The organism is Alistipes communis, assembly GCF_006542665.1.
GTDB classification, from domain to species: Bacteria; Bacteroidota; Bacteroidia; order Bacteroidales; family Rikenellaceae; genus Alistipes; species Alistipes communis.
Genome location: NZ_AP019735.1, coordinates 1,051,478 through 1,067,502, shown reverse-complemented (window position 1 = coordinate 1,067,502; position 16,025 = coordinate 1,051,478). Strand labels below are relative to the sequence as shown.

At 61.2% G+C, this 16,025-nt stretch carries 13 protein-coding genes; 4 read left to right on the top strand and 9 right to left on the bottom strand.

The genetic code is table 11. The features are described 5' to 3' along the window. Positions 1–14: 14 nt before the first annotated feature. The 3 genes from bamA to FMF02_RS04260 form a co-directional block, all read right to left on the bottom strand. On the bottom strand, positions 15–2,600 hold the full coding sequence (gene bamA, locus FMF02_RS04270) for an outer membrane protein assembly factor BamA (protein WP_141412319.1): 2,586 nt from the start codon (positions 2,598–2,600) through the stop codon (positions 15–17). A gap of 25 nt (positions 2,601–2,625) precedes the next feature. Beyond that, a complete protein-coding gene (gene uppS / locus FMF02_RS04265) occupies positions 2,626–3,345 on the bottom strand; it encodes a polyprenyl diphosphate synthase (protein ID WP_141412318.1) in 720 nt (239 codons plus the stop codon). Between the two features lie 257 nt (positions 3,346–3,602). Next, a complete protein-coding gene (locus FMF02_RS04260; RefSeq protein WP_019131613.1) occupies positions 3,603–4,484 on the bottom strand; it encodes an NAD(+)/NADH kinase in 882 nt (293 codons plus the stop codon). Between the two features lie 131 nt (positions 4,485–4,615). On the opposite strand from FMF02_RS04260, the gene FMF02_RS04255 reads away from it, so the two are divergent. The 3 genes from FMF02_RS04255 to FMF02_RS04245 all read left to right on the top strand — a co-directional run bounded on the left by FMF02_RS04255 (position 4,616) and on the right by FMF02_RS04245 (position 7,791). After that, on the top strand, positions 4,616–5,332 hold the full coding sequence (locus FMF02_RS04255) for a pyridoxine 5'-phosphate synthase (RefSeq protein ID WP_141412317.1): 717 nt from the start codon (positions 4,616–4,618) through the stop codon (positions 5,330–5,332). Then, positions 5,329–6,750, top strand: coding sequence for a CCA tRNA nucleotidyltransferase (locus FMF02_RS04250; RefSeq protein ID WP_141412316.1), 1,422 nt, complete (start codon positions 5,329–5,331; stop codon positions 6,748–6,750). Before FMF02_RS04255 ends, FMF02_RS04250 begins: the two co-directional genes overlap by 4 nt. 117 nt (positions 6,751–6,867) lie before the next feature. Further along, on the top strand, positions 6,868–7,791 hold the full coding sequence (locus FMF02_RS04245; protein ID WP_141412315.1) for a DMT family transporter: 924 nt from the start codon (positions 6,868–6,870) through the stop codon (positions 7,789–7,791). A gap of 21 nt (positions 7,792–7,812) precedes the next feature. Here FMF02_RS04245 and FMF02_RS04240 read toward each other — a convergent pair whose 3' ends face one another. From FMF02_RS04240 to FMF02_RS04215, 6 genes are all read right to left on the bottom strand, one after another. Next, positions 7,813–8,211 carry an acyl-CoA thioesterase gene (locus FMF02_RS04240; protein ID WP_019131609.1) on the bottom strand — a complete coding sequence of 133 codons (399 nt, stop codon included), beginning with the start codon at positions 8,209–8,211 and terminating at the stop codon, positions 7,813–7,815. 2 nt (positions 8,212–8,213) lie between these two features. Further along, entirely contained in the window at positions 8,214–8,801 is a 588-nt protein-coding gene (locus tag FMF02_RS04235) for an L-threonylcarbamoyladenylate synthase (RefSeq protein WP_141412314.1), read from the bottom strand. A 10-nt stretch (positions 8,802–8,811) separates the two neighbouring features. Beyond that, positions 8,812–9,192, bottom strand: a complete 381-nt coding sequence (locus FMF02_RS04230) for a VOC family protein (RefSeq protein WP_019131607.1) — start codon at positions 9,190–9,192, stop codon at positions 8,812–8,814. A gap of 150 nt (positions 9,193–9,342) precedes the next feature. Beyond that, complete coding sequence (rplS, locus tag FMF02_RS04225) at positions 9,343–9,711, bottom strand: 50S ribosomal protein L19 (RefSeq protein ID WP_019131606.1); 369 nt, start codon at positions 9,709–9,711, stop codon at positions 9,343–9,345. Between the two features lie 477 nt (positions 9,712–10,188). Continuing rightward, a complete protein-coding gene (gcvT, locus tag FMF02_RS04220; protein WP_141412313.1) occupies positions 10,189–11,283 on the bottom strand; it encodes a glycine cleavage system aminomethyltransferase GcvT in 1,095 nt (364 codons plus the stop codon). 23 nt (positions 11,284–11,306) lie between these two features. Next, positions 11,307–12,515 (bottom strand): hypothetical protein, encoded by a 1,209-nt coding sequence (locus FMF02_RS04215; protein WP_141412312.1) that lies wholly within the window; start codon positions 12,513–12,515, stop codon positions 11,307–11,309. 497 nt (positions 12,516–13,012) lie between these two features. Here FMF02_RS04215 and FMF02_RS04210 point away from each other — a divergent pair, with 497 nt between their 5' ends. Further along, positions 13,013–16,009: a PEP/pyruvate-binding domain-containing protein gene (locus tag FMF02_RS04210; RefSeq protein WP_141412311.1), complete on the top strand. Its 2,997-nt coding sequence runs from the start codon at positions 13,013–13,015 to the stop codon at positions 16,007–16,009. Positions 16,010–16,025 lie beyond the last annotated feature (16 nt).

Sequence of the window (16,025 nt, the reverse complement as noted above, 5' to 3'; positions counted from 1 at the left end):
ATTGCCAACACCACTCAGAATTGTTGTCCCATCATGAAGTGGATCTGGCTGCCGCTCTTGCCGGTCTGGTTGGCCGGAGCATCGAAGCCGTAGCCCCAGTCGATACCCAGCATACCCACCACCGGCAGGTAGAGGCGGACGCCGAAACCCGCCGCGCGCTTGATCTTGAAGGGCGAGAACTGTTTCCACGAGTCGAAGGCATTCGCTCCTTCGAGGAAGCCCAACACGTAGATCTGCGACGAAGGTTTCAGGATCACGGGGTAACGAAGCTCCATCGTGTATTTGTTGTAGGCCACCGAATAGTTGTTCGACGGGTCGAGCGCACCCTCCTCGTAACCGCGCACGGCGATGATGTCGATACCGTACATGTTGTATCCCGACATGCCGTCGCCGCCGACTTCGAACCGCTCGAAAGGCGACACTTTGTTCTTGTTGTAGTGACCCAGATAGCCCATTTCGGCGGCGGCCATCAGCACGAGGTTCTGGTTGTTGGTGAGCGGGAAGAACCACTTGCTCTTCAACTGCCATTTGTGGTATTCGATCCAGTGGTAGCGCTCCTCGTCCGGCAGATTGGCGTCGGCGTAATCCTTGCCGTCCCACAGCGAGTAGGGCGGGGTGAGTTGAACCGAGACGGTGAACTCCGAACCGCTGCGCGGGTAGATCGGCTGGCTGACCGTGCTGCGCGAGAGCACGAACTTCAAAGCCAGCGTGTTGGCCGCGCCGTTCTTCATCACGAAGTAGTCCCAGTTTTTCAGCGCGTAGCGTTCGTAGGAGGCCTCGGCGTAGAACGAGAAGTTGGGGTCGGGCCACCGCAGGCGCTTGCCCAGACCGGCGGCGACGCCCGTCGTGCGGAAGTGCTGCGTGGAGGTCTGCCAGAAATAGTAGGCGTTGTTCTGTTCCGAGAGGTGTACCGACAGCGTGAACGAGTTGGGCTTGCGCCCGCCCAGCCACGGGTCGGTGAAACTCATGGCCAGCGCCTTGTAATAGGTTCCGTTGGTCTGCGCCGAGATCGAGAACTTCTGGTTCTGCCCCATCGGGTAGGGACGCCACGCCCCTTTCTTGAAGAAGTTGCGGACCGAGAGGTTGTTGAGCGTGATGCCGACCGAGCCGACGAAGGTGCCCGAACCCCAGCCGCCGGCGATGTTGAACTGGTCGCTGGCCTGCTCTTCGAGCGGCCAGTTGATGTCCACCAGCTCGTTGGATACGGGCTTGATGTCGGGCATGATCTTCTCCTGGTCGAAGTGTCCCATGCCGGCCAGCTGGCGGATCGTCTGCATCAACAGCGCGCGGTTGTACAACTCGCCCGGCAGGGTGTAGAGTTCGCGGCGGATCACCTCGTCGTTGACGCGCATGTTGCCCGAAATGCCCACGTTGTTGATCGAGAACTGCTTGCCCTCGAAGATTTTCATCTCCATGTCGATCGAGTCGGCGCCGATGATGATTTCGGCCGGTTCGATCTGCGACATCAGGTAGCCGTTATTCTGGTAGAGCGACTTGATCGACATGTCTTCGGGGTTGTCCTCCTTGCCGTAGCCCAGCCGCTTGTTGATCGTCTTCTTGTCGTAGGTGTCGCCCGATTTGACGCCGAACATGCGTTGCAGGTCGCTGGTCGGGTAGACCGAGTTGCCGACCCATGTGATGTTGCGGATGTAGTACTTGTTGCCCTCCGACACCGAGAGGTCGATACCCAGTCGGCGGTCGTTGATCGGGTAGATCGAGTCGCTCAGGATCGTGAAGTTGCGGTAGCCTTTCGAGTTGTAGAAGTCGATGAGGTTCTCCTTGTCCGTTTCGTAGTCGTCCTCCTTGAGTTTCGACGACTTGAAGAAGTTGATGCTCTTCTGGTGCGTCTTCTTGAAGGTGCGGCGCAGGCGCTTGTCCTTGAACTGTTCGTTGCCGTGGAAATTGATCTTGCCGATCTTGACCTTGCGTTTGCGGTCGATCACGAAGGTGACGTTCACGGCGTTCTGGATGACGGGATCGTTCTCGATGCGCACGCTCACCTCCGCATTGCGGAAAGCCTTCTCGGCGAAATATTTCTTGATGAGCTTCGTATTCTTGTCGATCACGTAGTCCGACAGCTCTCCGCCCGTTTTGAGTTGCAGCTTCTCGATGATGTCCTTCTGGCGGCCTTTGCCGACCCCCTCGCCTTCGAAGAGCCAGCGGTAGACGCGCGGCCGTTCGCGCACGGAGATCTCCATGTCCACGCTGTCGCCGTCGATCGTGGCGCCGACCTTGACGTCGGCGAACAGACGTTGGTTCCACAGCTTGGCGATCACGTCCGCGATGTTCTCGCTCGGCAGATAGATCGAATCGCCCGGCACGAGTCCCGTAGAGGCTTGTACGACGGTCTTGTTGAGGTATTCGATACCGCGCAGGTTGATTTTGCGGATGAAGTAGCGTTTGGGCTTCCCCTTCATGATCGGAGCCTTCTCGTCGAAGGGCGGCAGCGTCTCCTCCGTGTCGTCGGACGCGGCGTCTTGCGGTGCGGCCGGCGTCGTGACGGCAGTGGTATCCGCCGGGTTCTTCTCTTGTGCGAATATGCCGCTCACGCAGAACAGCGGCGCTGCGATTGCCAGGCATATCTTCCGTAAACGATTCATCTATTTTCTTGTAACTCTTTTGTTCCTAATTCTCTTGGACTAATCCGAAACGGCGGTCGCGTCGTGCGAAGACCTCCATCGCACGGTCGAAGTCGGCCTCCGTGAAATCGGGCCACAACACGTCGGGGAAATAAAGTTCGGCATAGGAGGACTGCCACAGCAGGAAGTTGCTGAGCCGCATCTCCCCGCTGGTACGGATCACCAGATCGGGATCGGGATAGGGGGCCGTGTAGAGCGCGCTGCCGACGGTCTGTTCGTCGATCGCTTCGGCCGGCAATTCCCCTGCCGCGACCCGGCCGGCGAGCAGGCGCACGGCGCGTACCAGTTCGCTGCGCGACGAGTAGTTGAGCGCCAGTATGAGCGTCAGCCGCTCGCCGCCGGCGGTCTCCCGCTCGGCTTGCGCGAGATATTCCTGCACCTTGGCCGGAAAACGGCTGCGGTCGCCGATCATGGCGATGCGCACCCCCTGTTTGCAGAGTTCGGGCGTTTCGCTGGCGACACTCCGGCAGAAAAGTTCCATCAGCGCGTCGATCTCTTCGGCCGGCCGTCCCCAGTTTTCGGTCGAAAAGGCGTAGAGCGTCAGGTAACGCACCCCGCGGCGGATGGCGGCGCGCACGGCGGCACGCACGGGTTCAACGCCCTGCATGTGACCGTAATAACGCTCCTTGCCGCGCAGCTGCGCCCAGCGGCCGTTCCCGTCCATGATGATCGCGACGTGTCGGGGTGTGAGTTTCGATTCGCTCATATAAGCCACAAATATAGGGAATTTAATCCGAAATAAAGCAATCCTGTTTTTTATTTTGCATGATTACATGAACATGCCGGCGGTTACGAGTCGCGGTTCCGTTCGATAAAGAGACTCGAAGTCCCCTCCCGCGGGGGATTCGGGGAGAGCGGGATCTGTAAATGGTCCGGAGTCCGCGGACAACGGCGGTCGGGAACGGAAAACGTGTCGGATATTGCCGGTACATCGAGCTGTAATAAATTTTGCTTTGAGCGGTGTCAGTCCCGAATGTCGACTCCCCACATCATCTTGTCTCTTAACGTGTCGTAAAACGATATATTGTGCGCCTGCCCCAGAAAGATCCGTTTTTCGGAGAGCGAGACGCGGATTTCGGTGTCGTCGGCCACGTCGTAGGCGGTGTTGTCGAGCGAGAGCGTCACGGCCGAACGGCGCGTGCGCACACGGAGTGCGACGTCGCTCGTGTCGGGGACGACGACGGGACGCATCGTGAGGTTGTGCGGGGCCAGCGGCGAGATCACCAGACAGCGGCATCCCGGCGCCACGACCGGCCCTCCGGCGCTGAGCGAGTAGGCCGTCGACCCCGTCGGCGTGGAGACGATCACGCCGTCGCCGTAGTAGGTGGCCACCTGCTGGTCGTCGACGCGGCACTCCACCGAGATCATCCCCGCGCCGCTGCGTTGCACGGCCGCTTCATTGACCGCCAGCGCCCCCTGCGGCATTCCTTCGACGGCTCCCTCGACGCGGAGCATCGTCCGCTGTTCGATGCGCAGCGTACCGCGCGCGATCTCGGCGAAAAGCTCCTCGATCGCCTCCTTGCGGCCGCCGGTGAGGAATCCCATGTGGCCGGCGTTGATCCCCACCACCGGCACGGGCGCTCCGCCCAGCAGGCGGACGCCGTCGAGCAGCGTACCGTCGCCGCCGTAGCAGACCATGACCGCCCCGTCGCCGACGGGGGGACAGGCGTTGCAGCCGTACTCCTTTTCGGCGGGAATCTGCGCTACGCCCAGCGAACGGATCGTTTCGGCAAACTCTTTGTTTACAACGAAGTCGAATCCGTAACGGGCGATCGCGGCGAACGTGCGTCGCAGTTCGTCGGCCGCGTGGACGACGCCCCTGCGGGAAAAAAGCAATAATTTCATCTCTGGGTCCCGAAAAATTAGTAACTTTACCACGCCGAGACGGCACGCGCCGGATACGGAACCGGGCGGGGCCGTTCCGTCGGGGCGCGCCTGTCCGAGCTGGAATTTATTGAGGCAAATATAGCGAAATTATGACAAAGTTGAGTGTGAACATCAATAAGATTGCCGTAGTGCGCAATTCGCGCGGCGGCAACCGGCCCGACGTGGTGCGTGCGGCGCTCGACATCGAACGCTTCGGTGCCGACGGCATTACGGTGCATCCGCGTCCCGACGCCCGCCACATCCGCTACGACGACGTGCGGGCGCTCAAACGGGTGCTCGCCACCGAGTTCAACATCGAAGGCAATCCGATCGACAGCTTTGTCGCGCTGGTGGAGGAGGTGCGTCCCACGCAGGTGACGCTCGTCCCCGATGCCGCGGATGCGGTCACGTCGAATGCCGGCTGGAATACGGTCGCGCACCTCGGGTTCCTGCAAACGGTCTGCGAACGGTTCAAGCGTCTCGGAATCCGCGTTTCGATCTTCGTCGACCCCGTGGCCGAGATGGTGCGGGGCGCCGCCGCGTGCGGCGCCGACCGCGTGGAGCTCTACACCGAAGCCTATGCGCGCGGATACGCCGCCGATCCCGCGCGGGCGATCGCGCCCTACGCCGCCGCCGCCGAGGAGGCGCGCCGCTGCGGGTTGGGGCTCAATGCCGGCCATGACCTCGATTTGGAGAATCTGCGCTATTTCGTCGAGTGCATTCCGTGGACCGACGAGGTGTCGATCGGCCATGCGCTCGTCTGCGACGCCCTTTATCTGGGGCTGGAAAACACGGTCGGACTCTATAAACGCTGCCTGCATCGATGAACGACGACAGCCGCAATCCGCTTTCCGATCCGATTTTCCGCCGCATCTCGCGCCTTGCGGATGCGATGGGCGTGCGCGCCTACGTGGTGGGCGGTTACGTGCGCGACTATTATCTGGGGCGTCCTTCGACGGACATCGACGTGGTGGTCGTGGGGAGCGGGATCGCCGTGGCCGAAGCGCTGGCCGCCGAACTGCATACGCGTCTGTCGGTCTTCAAAACCTTCGGCACGGCGATGCTGCGCACCGGAGGTATGGAAGTCGAGTTCGTCGGCGCACGCAAGGAGTCCTATTCGGCCGATTCGCGCAAGCCCGCCGTGGAGGAGGGGACGCTCGAAGACGACCAGCTCCGCCGCGATTTCACGATCAACGCGCTGGCGTGGTCGCTCAACGGCGACACCTTCGGCGAGCTGGTCGATTCGTTCGAGGGGTTGCGCGATCTGCGCGAGCGGATCATCCGCACGCCGTGCGACGCCGACGTCACCTTTTCGGACGATCCGCTGCGCATGATGCGGGCCGTGCGCTTCGCCGCGCAGCTCGGTTTCGACATCCTGCCCGAAACCTTCGCCGCGATCCGGCGCAACCGCGAGCGCATCCGCATCGTCTCGCGCGAGCGCATCACCGTCGAGTTGAACAAGATCGTCGCGTCGGCGGTGCCCTCTCGCGGCTTCGACCTGCTCGAACGGTCGGGGCTGCTGGCGCTGATCTTCCCCGAAATGCAGGCCCTCAAAGGGGTCGAGCGGGTCGGCAGACATGCCCACAAGGATAATTTCTACCATACGCTCAAAGTGCTCGACAACGTGGCTGCGAAGAGCGACGACCTCTGGCTGCGCTGGGCGGCCGTGCTGCACGACATCGCCAAGCCGCTTACCAAGGCCTACGATCCGCAGACGGGGTGGACGTTCCATTCGCACGAGACGCTGGGGTCGAAGATGGTGCCGCAGATTTTCCGCCGTATGAAGCTGCCGATGAACGAACACATGAAGTTCGTGCAGAAGATGGTCTTCCTCCACTTGCGGCCGATCATCCTGTCGGAGGATCAGGTGACCGATTCGGCCGTGCGGCGGCTGCTCTTCGAGGCGGGCGACGACATCGAGAAGCTGATGACGTTGTGCGAGGCCGACATCACGTCGGGCATCGACGCGAAGGTGAAGCGCTACATGGCCAATTTCCGGCTGGTGCGCGAGAAGATGGCCGATCTGGAAGAGCGCGACCGCATCCGCAACTTTCAGCCGCCCGTCACGGGCGAGATCATCATGCAGACCTACGGCCTGCCGCCCTGCCGCGCCGTCGGCGAGATCAAGGAGCGGATCAAGAACGCCATTCTCGACGGCGAAATCCGCAACGACTACGACGAGGCCTACGCCCTGATGGAGAGGCTGGCCGCCGAACGGGGGCTGACGAAGGCGCAGGACGGATAGACTGTCCTGCGGACCACCGGCAGGCCTCGTCCGTGCTCCGCTCTTTTCGCGCCGGGAGGAGAGCCGCTTTTCGCCGCGTCGCCGGTTTTGGTTTGATAATTGCCCGCTCCACGGGCGATGGGGAAATTGCGCGATAATCTCAATCTGATCTTTTCGAACCTGCTGTTCGGTGCGAACTTTTCGATCTACGTCTCGCTCGTGCGGAACTGGTTCGATTTCCGGCAACTCTTCCTGTTGCAGGTCGGTGCGGCCGCGCTCTTTTTCATCCCTTTCGCGCTGCTGTCGCCCCGCACGCCCCGTATGCGCTGGGCCGATCTGAAAAACATCCTGATCGTGACGGTGCTGATTATCTACGGCTGGATGTACACGATGCTGTGGGGCGCGACCTACACCAATCCCGTCGACGCATCGATTCTGGCCACGCTGGGGCCGGTCTTCACGCTGCTGATCGCCGTCGGGATGCACCGCGAGCCTTTTTCATGGGTGCGGACGCTGGGTGTCGCGGCGGCGCTCTGCGGCGCGGGCATCCTGCTCTTCGAACGGGGATTCCATCTGGTCGAGGGGAGCGAAGGGTGGGGCAATGCGCTGGTGCTGATCGCCGTGTTGTCGATCGCCGCCAATACGGTGATTATCAAGCCGCAACTCCAGCGTTTCGGAACGCTGTGGGTCATGGGGTGGTATTATCTCATCGGCGTGGCGATCACCTTCCCCTTTTTCAAGGATTATATCGATCTGAACCGGCTCTACACGCTTCCGCCCGGCGCACTGGCCGAAACGGGTATCCTGCTGATCTTCGGAACGGTACTGCCGATGTACCTGCTCTATCGCGGCACGGAGCGCCTTACGTCGGTACACACGGCGCTCTATCGCTACATCCAGCCGTTGGTGGCTACGACGCTCGCCCTGGCGCGGCATCAGGAGACGGTCGATCAGATTCACCTGCTGGCCGGCGGCGCGATCTTCGGCGGCGTATTGTTGATGGTGCTCGGAACCGTACTGGCACGCCGGAAGCAGCGTGCCGAAATGTTGAAACAGCCGTAGGTCCGGATGTTCGGTGTTCGCTCACTCCGCTTCGAGCGCCCTGCGCCATGCGTCGGGGACCGGCACGCTCTGCTGCGCCTCGAAATCGAAGGCGACCATGACCGAACGGCTCTGGCTGCGCACCGTGCCGTCGTCGGCCACGATGCGTTGCAGGAGCGTCAGGCTCTTCGTGCCGATGCGTTCGACGCAGGTCGTCACCGCGATGCGGTCTTCGGGCCGGATCTGCCCCATGTAGGAGGTGTCGGTCGCGGCGGTGATGATCCGTACGGGCGCGAAGAGGATTTCGGGGCCGAGCAGCCGGTCGAAAAAGTCGCTCTTGCCCACGTCGAAGTACATCTGCTGCGACACGTTGTTCACGTGGCGGAAAGAGTCGATGTCGGAGAAGCGTTTCTGTATTTCGGTGCGGATCGTGCGCGGCATGGCTATTGGCGGATGACTTTCACACCTCCGTCTTCGGTGAAGGCGATGATCGAACTGGGCTTTCCGGTCGGCCGCCCTTCGAAACGGGGGTTGACCACGTAGTCCACTCCGTCGACGATCTCGCGGGCGATCTCCGGCAACCGTTTGGGCGTCGGCTCGCCCGTGATGTTGGCCGAGGTCGAGACGATCGGCCGGCCGAAACGGCGCAACAGCCCCTGGCAGAATTCATGGTCGGGAATACGCACGCCGAGCGTTCCCTCTTCGGGGATAAGATTCGCGGCCACGCCCGCGGCGCCCGGCAGGATCAGCGTCAGCGGCGAGGTGGCCATCTCCTGCACCTCGAAGGCGATGCCGGGGGCACGGTCGACGTAGCGCACGGTCATATCGGCCGACGCGCACAGGACGAGCATCGATTTCTTGTTCTGGCTGCGTTTGAGCGCGTAGATGCGCGCCACGGCCTCCTCGTTCGTGGCGTCGCAGCCGATGCCCCATACCGTGTCGGTCGGGTAGAGAATCAGCCCTCCCTTGCGGAGTACCTCCGCTGCGGCGTCGATCTCGTGCCGCAGCGCATCGTTCTTCTGCGTAGGCATGGCGCGGCGGTTATTTGACGGGCAGTACCTCGATCCAGTAGTCGTCGGGATCGTTGATGAAGTAGAGCCCCATGTCGTGGTTTTCGTAGCATACCCACCCGCGCGAACGGTGGTACTCGCGCACGGCGTCGTAGTCGCCCTCCACGCGCAGGCAGAGATGGCTTTCGTTTTCGCCCAACTCGTAGGCGCGGCCGGCATGGTCGCGCAGCCACGTCAGTTCGAGGCGGAATCCCGTCCGGTCGTCGCCCAGATAGGCCAGCACGAAGCTGCCGTCGGCGGCCTCCTTGCGTTTGATCTCGTGCAGCCCCAGTGCCTCGCGGTAAAAGGCCAGGCTGCGGTCGAGGTCGGTGACGTTGATGTTGAAATGGTCGAATCTCCCTTTGATTTCCATAGTGACAAGACTTTTTGGTCGATGCAAATGTAGCCAAAAAACGGCAAATCCCGCGCCGCCGGTATATAAAATCGTTGCCGCCGCAGCCCGGACGGAAGCAAAAAGAAAAGCCGCCACAACCGTGGCGGCTTTTCTTTCGTGCGACGACCGCTATTTGGTCATGCGCTTCTCCTTGATACGAGCCTTCTTGCCGGTCAGCTTGCGCAGGTAGTAGATACGTGCGCGACGCACGACACCCACCTTGTTGACCTCGATGTGCTCGATGTGGGGCGAATAGAGGGGGAAGATACGCTCGACGCCCACACCGTTGGAAATCTTGCGGATCGTGAACATCTTGGTCTTGCCCGAACCCTTGATCTGGATAACCACGCCGCGGAAACTCTGCACGCGCTCCTTGTTACCCTCGACGATCTTGTACGATACGGTGATCGTATCGCCTGCCTTGAACTGGGGCACGTCGGCCTCGCCCTTCGTCCACAACTGCTCGTTTACGAGCTTGATGATTGCATCCTTGTTCATAGCTGCAACTTTCGTTTAATGATTTCAGCGCTCAACATTGCCGCTGTGCCGGGGCTACCATACCGGCCCATTGTCCGGTAATCCCGCATCCGGATTCTCCGCCGCAGCCTCGGAATCCTCCGCCTTCGCACCCTGCACCCTATGCAAGAGGTTGTTACACTCCCTTTGGGGAGGGCAAAGGTAAACAAAAATTCCGATTCCCGCCAAATCTTTCCGTCGAAAAACGCCGGCGGCGGGAAAAACGGTTTCGGACGGTGCGCCGCGACCGCCGTCCGGAACGATGAATCCGACCCCGCAGGGCCGGATTCGCATGGTCGTTCGCAGTCGTCGGGCATTATGTCGGAATCGGTGATATACCGTCCGTTGCGGTCTTCGTAGCGTTAGCGGCGCTTCGGTTTCTGTGTCCGCCGGACAGGTCGCATCGGCGATCCGCAGCGGAACTTTGGCGTTCGGCTCCGCCGCGACCTCGTCCGTCGCCTATACGAAGGGATACTTCACGACTTCGGCTTTCAGCAGACGGCCGCGCACCTCGACGGCGATCACCGTTCCCGGTGCGGCGTGTTCCGCCGCGACGTAACCCAGGCCGATGCCGACTTTCAGCGACGGCGACATCGTGCCCGACGTGACAAGGCCGATTTCGGCACCCTCGACGGTTTTGAGCGGATAGCCGTGGCGCGGAATGCCGCGGTCGATGAGCTTGAATCCGACCAGTTTGCGTTTCACCCCTTCGGCTTTGAGCCGTTCCATGCGGTCGCGGTCGATGAACTCCTTGCCCTCGGCGAACTTGGTGATCCAGCCCAGTCCCGCTTCGAGCGGCGAAGTGGTGTCGTCGATATCGTTGCCGTAGAGGCAGAACCCCTTTTCCAACCGCAGCGTGTCGCGGGCACCCAATCCGATGTTTTTCAGTCCGTACTCCTCGCCGGCCTTCCACAGTGCCTCCCACAACCGGTCGGCGTCGGCGTTGTAGGCGTAGATCTCGCAGCCGCCCGAGCCGGTGTACCCCGTGATCGAGAGGATAGCCTCGCAGCCAGCGACCTCGGTCTGTTCGAAGGTGTAGTAGGGCATCTGCTCGACGGGATGATCGACCAGCTTCTGTACGATCTTCATCGCCAGCGGCCCCTGTACGGCCAGCTGGCAGATGTCGTCCGAAGCGTTTTCCAGTTCGGTGCCCGGCCGCATCCCGAAGGCTTCGCCCTCGCGGCAGATGTGGGCCCAGTCCTTGTCGGTGTTGGCCGCATTGACACAGAGCATGTATTTCTCGTCCGTGAACTTGTAGACCAGAATGTCGTCCACGATGCCGCCCCGTCCGTTGGGCATGCAGGAGTACTGCACCTTGCCCGGAAAGAGTTTGGACACGTCGTTGGTGGTGATGCGTTGCAGCAGATCGAGCGCCTTGGGGCCCTTGACCCAGATTTCGCCCATGTGGCTCACGTCGAAGACGCCCGCGCACTTACGCACGGCGAGGTGTTCGTCGTTGATGCCTGTGAATTCGATGGGCATGTCGTATCCCGCGAATTCGGCCATCTTCGCGCCGGCCGCGACGTGATACTTGTGAAAAGCGGTGGTTTTCATAGCTGTTATGTGTTTTTTCGTGTTTACTCCCTGCGTTTGACACCCAGCCGCGGACAGCGGTGGAACTCCTTTTCGCGGTCGAACAGGTAGCGGTAGGTGGTATGCACCTTGTGCAGCGATGCGCAGACGTAGGTCTGGATCATGCGGTTCATCACGGGGTTGAAGTCGCCGATCCATGCCAGCTCCATCGTCTTGTAGCGGCTCTGGCTCTCTTCGAGGAAGTGCCAGAATTTGGTCATGATGCCCGATTCGACCCCTTTGCCGTGGAATTCGGGGGTGATGCCGAAGATGATGCCGAAGATGCGGTCGCACGAGCGGCGCACTTTCAGATCCCACATCAGCCGCAGTTTCTGCCACCAGCCGAATTTGCCGTTGAACTTGCCGATCAGGCGGTTGAGGTCGGGCACGGTGATGAAGAATCCGATCGGTTCGTCGTTGAAGTAGGCGAAGATGATGATGTCGGGATCGATGATCGATTTCATCGACTGCATGAGTTGCTGCGCCTGCGCCTTGTCCATCGGCTTGACGCCCGAAAAGAGCGCCCACGCCTTGTTGTAGATGATGCGGAAGTTTTCGGCCGCCTCTTCCAGATTGCGCATGTCGATGTTTTCGAAGCGGTAGCCCGGCGTGGCCATGAGCCGTTCGGTGCGGGCGAAGATCTGACGGTTGGCTTCCGAATCGTTCACACGCCAGATGTAGGTGTTCTGGTTGAAGTAGTTGCGGAACCCGTAATGTTCGAACAGCTCCTTGTAGTAGGGCGGATTGTAGGGGTTGGCGTAGAGGGGCTGGAATTCGTAGCCTTCGACGAGCAGTCCCCACCACGTGTCGCGCGGGCCGAAGTTGATCGGGCCGTCCATGGCCTCCATGCCGCGGCTGGCCAGCCACATGCGCGCCGCGTCGAAGAGCAGGTCGGCGACCTCCTGGTCGTTGATCGCCTCGAAAAAGCCGCAGCCGCCGGTCGGCTGCTCCTCGATGGCCGCCTGTTCGCGGTTGTAGAAGGCGGCGATGCGTCCCACCACCTCGTTCTTGCGGTTGCGTACCAGCCAGCGAATCGCTTCGCCGTCGCCGAAAAGCGGATTGCGGGCGGGATCGAAGACCTTTTCGATATCCTCGTCGAGCGGGCACACCCAGTTGCGGTTGCCTTTGTAGATGCGTTTGGGCAGGTTCAGGAATTCGCGCGCCAACTGGGGCGAGGTTACCTCCTGCAAGGTATATTTCGACTTGTTCGCCATCGGGAAAGAAGTTTATATCATACAAAGATACGAATAAGTGAGGGCAATGTCAAATTTATTCGAAGATTGCCGAGCGAAAGTAGCTTCGGCGCAGTCAAAAATACGAAAAAGTTTGGAAAGTGAATAAATCATCGTTGCGCGGAGCGCACCATAACTTCCGCATTGCACCGGAGGAGGGAACGGATCGGACGAAGGAGGGAACGCCCGTCGTTCACACGATCGCTCCGGGCTCTCGCGCCGGTGTCGCCGCTACTTCCGCTTTTTTCGCGGTGCATTCGGGCAGGCCTCCGGCCCGAAGCGAGTTTCAGCCGCGGTCTGACCGGACGCGACACGGAGGAAATTGTCCGATTCCCGAGCCCTGCGGCGGGAATTCCTTGGAGAATGCGAAACAAAACGTTATATTTGTTGAGGCTTACCGACTTTTAGGATTCGAAAGATGCGCTGGTATTCGAACATGAGCGGGAACGGCGGATTTTTCACGAAAAACGAACGAACGAATGAAATACAACGCAGAGACAGGGCCGACGGACGGCGAACGGACATCGGGCTACGAGTTCATGAAGCACCGCATCCGCAAGATTCTGCTGGTATGTTGCAGCTACGACGGGTACATTCTGGAAGAGGACGGCCATATCGAGCAGCAGATCAACCAGGAGTACATCGACCTGAACATGTCCAACCCGCCGGCGCTGCTGCGCGTCAGCTCGACGGCCGAGGCGCTCGACCTGCTCCGCGAGGACGATCGGTTCGACTTCATCCTCACGATGTACAACGTGGGCGAACCCGACGTGTTCGACTTCGCCAAGATCGTCAAGGAGCGCCACCGGCATATCCCTGTCGTGTTGCTGACCAGTTTCTCGAAGGACATCTACCGCCGTATCGACGAGCGCGACGCTTCGGGCATCGACTACATCTTCTCGTGGAGCGGCAATACCGATCTGGTGATCGGCATCATCAAACTCATCGAGGATGCGATGAACGCCGAGGAGGACATCCTCACAGGGGGCGTGCAGGCCATCCTGCTCGTCGAGGATTCGGTGCGTTTCTATTCGACCTATCTGCCGGCGCTCTACAAGCTGATCCTGCAACAGAACACCGAGTTCCTGAAAGACGCCTTCAACGAACAGCAGCAGATCCTGCGCAAGCGCGCCCGTCCCAAGATCCTGCTGGCGACCAATTACGCCGATGCCGTGGCGCTCTACGAGCGATATAAGAAGAACCTGCTGGGCGTCATCTCGGACGTGGGGTTCGTGCTGCACAAGGGCGACTCCCCTTCGACCGAGAAGCTCGACGCGGGCATCGACCTGTGCCGGCTGGTGAGGGCCGACAACCCGTTGATGCCGGTGCTGCTGCAATCGTCGCAGACGGCCTTCGCCGCGCAGGCGCGCGAGTTGGGTGCAGGGTTCATCGCCAAGAATTCGAAGACGCTGTTGCAGGAGTTGTCGGACTTCATCGCCGCTCGGTTCGCCTTCGGCGATTTTCTCTTCAAAGACCTCTCGACGGGGCGTGTGATCGGCCGGGCGAAGGATCTCCACGAGATGCAGCGGCTCGTCGCGTCGGTTCCCGACGACGTCTTCGAGTACAACACCTCGCAGAACAACCTTTCGAAATGGCTCTACTCGCGCGGACTGTTTCCGCTGGCCGCGTCGATCCGCCAGCTCAACAAGAGCCATTTCCGGACGACCGAAGAGCATCGCGCGGCGCTCGTGACGCTCATCCGCGACTACCGCACGCTGCTGGGGCAGGGCGTGGTGGCCAAATTCGATCCCGCGACCTACTCCGACGCCATCGCTTTCGCGCGTATCGGCGAGGGGTCACTCGGCGGCAAGGCGCGCGGGCTGGCCTTCATGAACAGCATGCTGGTGAAATACAGCCAGTACGCCAAATACGAGAACGTCCGCGTGACGATTCCCCGCACGGTGGTGGTGGCGACCGACTATTTCGACGCCTTCATCCGCAACAACGGGCTGGAATACGTGCTCACCACCGAGATGACCGACGAGGAGATTCTCTCGGAGTTCGTCAGTTCGACGCTTCCCTACAAGCTGCGCGAGGCGCTGAAAGCCTACGTGCGCACGGTGAGCGGGCCGCTGGCGGTGCGGTCGTCGTCGAAGCTGGAAGATTCGCACTACCAGCCCTTCGCCGGCATCTATTCGACCTATATGATTCCCTATACGGAGGGGAACGAAGACCGCCAGCTGCGTCTGTTGCAGAAGGCGATCAAGAGCGTCTACGCATCGACCTATTTCGCGGCGTCGAAGGCCTACGTGCAGTCTTCGCAGAACCTGATCGCCGAGGAGAAGATGGCCGTCGTGATCCAGGAGGTGTGCGGCACGGAGCAGGACGGGCTCTTCTTCCCCACGCTCTCGGGCGTGGCTCGGTCGATCAACTACTACCCCATAGGCGACGAGACGCCCGAAGAGGGGGTCTGCAACATCGCCCTCGGACTGGGCAAGCTGGTCGTCGACGGCGGCCGCACGCTGCGTTTCTCGCCCCGCTACCCGCAGAAGGTGCTGCAAACCTCCACGCCCGAACTGGCGCTGCGCGATACGCAGAACGAGGTGCTGGCGCTCGACCTGCGCCCCGAAGCGTTCCGCACGTCGACCGACGATGCGGTCAACATCCGGCGGCTGACGCTGCGCGAGGTGGCTCCGATGCGCCAGACGCGCTTCGTGGCTTCGGTGTGGGACCGCGAGAACGACCGCATCTCCGACTCGCCGATGGACGAGGGGCGCAAGGTGATTACCTTCAACGCCATTCTCAAATACAACACCTTTCCGCTGGCGGACATCGTGCGCGACATCCTGCGCCTGGGCGTCGAGGAGATGCGCTGTCCGGTCGAGGTGGAGTTCGCCGTCAACATGGACGTCCCCTACGGGCAGCAGCGGATCTTCAATCTGTTGCAGATCCGCCCGATCATCGACAACAACGACAACCGCGCGCTCGACTGGCGCCGCGTGCCGACCGACGATGCGCTCATCTATGCCCGAAACGCACTGGGCGTGGGAAATATGAGCGACATCCGCGACATCGTCTACGTGAAGCCCGAACGTTTCGACTCGCTCTCGACGCAGGCGATCGCGGGCGAGCTCGACGCGCTCAACGCGCGGATGCGCGAAGCCGGTCGCGGTTACATCCTCGTCGGGCCGGGGCGGTGGGGGTCGAGCGATCCTTTTCTGGGCATTCCGGTCAAGTGGCAGCAGATCACCGAGGCGCGCGTGATCGTCGAATGCGGATTGGAACGCTTCCGCGTCGAGCCGAGCCAGGGGACGCACTTTTTCCAGAACGTCACTTCGCTGGGCGTGGGTTATCTGACGATCAACCCCTTCATGGGCGACGGGCGGTTCGATGCGGAGCGGCTCGGTGCGATGCCGGCGGCCGAGGAGGGCGAATATCTGCGGCGCGTGAGCTTCCCCGCGCCGCTGTGGGTCTATATCGACGGGCGCTCCAACAAGGGGATCGTGCGCACCGAACCTCCCGCCGGGGAGGAGTAGACGCGACGCGGAGGCG

What these genes read in the sequence shown, in the direction of transcription:
- FMF02_RS04245 (WP_141412315.1), top strand. Translation starts at nt 6,868, where the DNA reads ATGGGGAAATTGCGCGATAATCTCAATCTGATCTTTTCGAACCTGCTG.
- gcvT (WP_141412313.1), bottom strand. Translation starts at nt 11,283, where the DNA reads ATGAAAACCACCGCTTTTCACAAGTATCACGTCGCGGCCGGCGCGAAG.
- uppS (WP_141412318.1), bottom strand. Translation starts at nt 3,345, where the DNA reads ATGAGCGAATCGAAACTCACACCCCGACACGTCGCGATCATCATGGAC.
- FMF02_RS04235 (WP_141412314.1), bottom strand. Translation starts at nt 8,801, where the DNA reads ATGCCTACGCAGAAGAACGATGCGCTGCGGCACGAGATCGACGCCGCA.
- FMF02_RS04255 (WP_141412317.1), top strand. Translation starts at nt 4,616, where the DNA reads ATGACAAAGTTGAGTGTGAACATCAATAAGATTGCCGTAGTGCGCAAT.
- FMF02_RS04250 (WP_141412316.1), top strand. Translation starts at nt 5,329, where the DNA reads ATGAACGACGACAGCCGCAATCCGCTTTCCGATCCGATTTTCCGCCGC.
- FMF02_RS04230 (WP_019131607.1), bottom strand. Translation starts at nt 9,192, where the DNA reads ATGGAAATCAAAGGGAGATTCGACCATTTCAACATCAACGTCACCGAC.
- FMF02_RS04210 (WP_141412311.1), top strand. Translation starts at nt 13,013, where the DNA reads ATGAAATACAACGCAGAGACAGGGCCGACGGACGGCGAACGGACATCG.
- FMF02_RS04260 (WP_019131613.1), bottom strand. Translation starts at nt 4,484, where the DNA reads ATGAAATTATTGCTTTTTTCCCGCAGGGGCGTCGTCCACGCGGCCGAC.
- bamA (WP_141412319.1), bottom strand. Translation starts at nt 2,600, where the DNA reads ATGAATCGTTTACGGAAGATATGCCTGGCAATCGCAGCGCCGCTGTTC.
- FMF02_RS04215 (WP_141412312.1), bottom strand. Translation starts at nt 12,515, where the DNA reads ATGGCGAACAAGTCGAAATATACCTTGCAGGAGGTAACCTCGCCCCAG.
- rplS (WP_019131606.1), bottom strand. Translation starts at nt 9,711, where the DNA reads ATGAACAAGGATGCAATCATCAAGCTCGTAAACGAGCAGTTGTGGACG.
- FMF02_RS04240 (WP_019131609.1), bottom strand. Translation starts at nt 8,211, where the DNA reads ATGCCGCGCACGATCCGCACCGAAATACAGAAACGCTTCTCCGACATC.